Here is a 2,631-nt window from a genome sequence, read left to right as displayed (position 1 = left end):
GGTCAGGTCGGCGGCCCGCCGCGAGGCCAGGGCCGACTCGGCGAACGCGCTGCGGCGGCGGGCCTCCTGGGCCGCCTCGTCCAGGGCGGCCGCCGCCTCCTCGTCCGGGCCCGCGCTCGCGGACGCCCGGTACCAGGCGTGCAGCGGGCCCGTGCTCACCTCGGCGAGCGCGGCGAAGGCGGCGAAACGCTGGGCCAGCGGGGCGCGGCGCAGGACGAGGGGGCGCAGCACCGGATGGTGGAAGTCGAGGCCGTCGGCGGTGGCCGTGATCAGGCCGTCCTCCTCGGCGGGGGAGAGGGCGTCGAGGGAGAGACCCGCCGCCTCCAGGGCCTTGCGCAACGGGCCGGCCGCCTTGGAGCGGCTGGCCGCCAGGACGACCAGGGCGCGTCGGGCCGTCTCGGGGAGCTCGTCGATACGGGCCGCCCAGGCGCGCTCCAGATGGTGGCCGAGGGAGGGCGGGTCGAGGAGAGGGTCCTCGCCGCACGCCTGTCCGGGGGTCAGGCCCGCCGCTATCTCGCTGAGGGCCAGGGGGTTGCCGCCGCTGATCCGTACGAGCTCGGCGAGCACGGCGGGGGTGACCTCGCGGTCCCCGCCGTGCAGCAGGGCCGCGCAGTCCTCGGGGGCCAGTCCGCCGACCTGGACCGTCGGGATGCTGCGGCGCGAGCCCGACTCGCCGTGGTCCTCGCGGGAGCACAGGGCGAGGGCGACCCGTTCGCTGGAGAGACGGCGGGCGATGAAGAGCAGGACGCGCTGGGACGACGGGTCGACCCAGTGCAGGTCGTCGACCAGGACCACCACGGGCCGCTCGTCGCCGAGGGCCGCGAGTACGTTGAGGGTGCCCATGCAGGCCGCGTACGGGTTGCTCGGGGCCTCCGCCGTGGAGCCCCCGAGTGCCAGACAGGACTCCAGGGCGGCGCGCTGGGCCCCGGGGAGTTCCCTGAAATAGGACGAATAGGGCATCAGTAGGTCGCCCAGTGTGGCGAACGGCAGCACCGTCTCGGTCTCGATACCCCGGGCCCGGAGCACGATCCGGCGCCCGGGCGTGCCGCGCCCGCGGGCACCCGCCCGGGTCCCTGACTGCTGTGTCCGGGGCGGTGGTCGCTCCGCCCGCTCCGTCGCGTAGTCCAGCAGAGCCGTCTTGCCGATGCCCGGCTCGCCCCACAGCAGCAGCGACGCCCCACCGGCACCACCCGCGACCAACAGGTCGTCGATCAGCCGCCGTTCCCGCTCCCGGCCGACGAGCCCGGTGGAAGTCCGGTGCATGTGCCACCCCCTCGGCTGCCACGTCCTCGGCGCCTTCCGCCCTCCACTATGCATCTCAGGTGCATGGCCAAGAAGGCCGAGAACGGCCGGAGTTGCGGATGGCGGGGTTGTGCGGGTGGTCAGGTGTAGGGACTTCCCCGAAGCGCCCGCCGGACGGGAGCCCTTGAATGGTGTCTGCCAAGGTCGCGGGGCTCGCGGAACCGGCACCGAAGGGGATGCGCAGCCATGGGGGAACCCGCGATCGGCGGTGATGGTGAAACAGGGGAAGAAGCAGGTCGCGGCACAAGGGGGAGGCCGATGTCGGCATCCGCGGGACCCGAACCACGGCTCGACTCGGTCGAGATCAGGGTGACGTTCTCGGGAGCGGACGCGGCCGCCGCGACCCGGGCGCTGGCGCCGGACCACGGGGGAGCCCGGCGCCGCGTCTACTTCTGCGAGGCGGTCACGCGCTCCCCGTACGGCGACGCTCTCACCCGCGCCCCGTACGGCGATGCCCTCGTCGCCCGCTCCCCGTACACCGATGAGACCCTCGCCCGCTCCTGGGCGACGCCCGCACGACTGCCGCTGCTGGACGCGGGGGTGACACTGCGGCTGCGGGCGGGGAGCGGGCGAGGCGCGAACGGGGACGGCGGCGGGGACGCCACGGCGGAACTCCGGCCCTGCCGCACCTCCCTGCTCACCGAACGCTGGCTGGACTTCCGCAGTCAGGGGCCGGACTCCTTCCGCCTGGCCGGGGACTGGTCCGGCGAACGCCGTGTGCTCGCGGCCTCCTTCGCCTCCGACTGCGGCCGCACGGCGGTGGAGGCGGTGACCTCCGGCGGCAAGCCGCCCGCCACGGCGTTCTCCGACCGGCAGCGCGCGTTCCTCGCCGAGTGCGCCGACCTGCCCATCGGCTTCGGCGACCTGGACGTACTGGGCCCGGTCGCCACCACGGTCTGGACCGGCATACGCCTGGACCACCACGAAGTGACCCTGGAGCACTGGTCACTGCCCGGCGACGAGACCGACGCGCCCCTGGAGTGGCTGGAGGTCTCCGAACGCGTCGCCCCCGAGGGCGCCGAGGTCGTCCAGGCCTCCCTCACCGCCATGCTGCGGGGTCAGGGCCTCGAACCCGACCTCGCCCACAGCACGCGCACCCGCCGCGTACTGGAGACGCTGGCCGAGCGGGGAGCCGTACGGCGGCCCGGGGAAGGCTGACCGGGGAGGCTGACCGGGGAGCGGGGAGAGCGGGGACCGCCGGGCGGATCAGCCGAATGGCTGGTTCCGGAGGGTCGCGGACCGGGCGGACCATGACCGTTCGGCCGACGCGGGGGTTAGGGCGGCGGGGCAACGATGGCCGTTGCCGCCCGCCCGTGACCCCGCAGGATG

The 2,631-nt window shown here is 74.8% G+C and carries 2 protein-coding genes; one reads left to right on the top strand and one right to left on the bottom strand.

The window, feature by feature from the left end; genetic code table 11:
- A partial coding sequence (locus tag FNH04_RS44530; protein WP_152791923.1) for an ATP-binding protein occupies positions 1 to 1,263 on the bottom strand: 1,263 nt, incomplete at its 3' end.
- 297 nt (positions 1,264 to 1,560) lie between these two features.
- Between FNH04_RS44530 and FNH04_RS44525 the strand changes: the two genes are divergently transcribed.
- Positions 1,561 to 2,460 carry a hypothetical protein gene (locus FNH04_RS44525; protein ID WP_152791922.1) on the top strand — a complete coding sequence of 300 codons (900 nt, stop codon included), beginning with the start codon at positions 1,561 to 1,563 and terminating at the stop codon, positions 2,458 to 2,460.
- Positions 2,461 to 2,631 lie beyond the last annotated feature (171 nt).

This window comes from Streptomyces phyllanthi (assembly GCF_009377205.1).
GTDB classification, from domain to species: Bacteria; Actinomycetota; Actinomycetes; order Streptomycetales; family Streptomycetaceae; genus Streptomyces; species Streptomyces phyllanthi.
This window is presented reverse-complemented; position numbering and strand designations above follow the sequence as displayed.